The sequence below is a fragment of the Streptococcus infantis genome, from assembly GCF_047463635.1.
In the GTDB taxonomy this organism is placed as follows: domain Bacteria; phylum Bacillota; class Bacilli; order Lactobacillales; family Streptococcaceae; genus Streptococcus; species Streptococcus infantis_W.
Genome location: NZ_JASHDL010000060.1, coordinates 1 through 580 on the forward strand (window position 1 = coordinate 1; position 580 = coordinate 580).

At 43.1% G+C, this 580-nt stretch carries 1 pseudogene; it reads right to left on the reverse strand.

The features are described 5' to 3' along the window. Positions 1 to 580, reverse strand: a pseudogene (locus QM867_RS10810) (hypothetical protein); the annotation flags it as partial.

Sequence of the window (580 nt, forward strand, 5' to 3'; positions counted from 1 at the left end):
CTGGTAATTCACTGTTTGGTACTTTACCTTTACCGTCTTCACCGATTGTGACTGTGATTGGGTTACCATCTTTACCTGGGATTTCTACCTTAGTTCCTGGTGGGAATGTTGAGCCATCTGGTTTCTTCGGTGTTACTGTAACGTCACCTGTCTTAGGATCTTGTTCAACATCTACTGTTGGTGTCTTTTGACCTGGTGTTGTTACATCCACTGGTTGTGATGGTTTCTTGTTCGGTTCGGTTACTGTTCCTGTACCTGGGACATCTTTCTTAGGAAGCTTATCATTTGGTACTTCACCTGAACCATTGTCACCAATTGTTACTTCGATTGGTGTGTTGTTTTCACCTGGAATCACTACCTTGCTGCCTGATGGGTAAGTTGAGCCATCTGGTTTCTTAGGCGTTACGACTGCATCACCATTTGGTTTGCGTGTAATTTCAATCTTACCTGGTTTTTCAGTTGTTGGGGTATTTGGTGTTACCTTACCTGGTGTTGTTACTGGAACTTCAACTGCTGGTTTACCTGGTTCTGTAATCTTACCTGTACCTGGGACATCTTTCTTAGGAAGTTTGTCATTTGG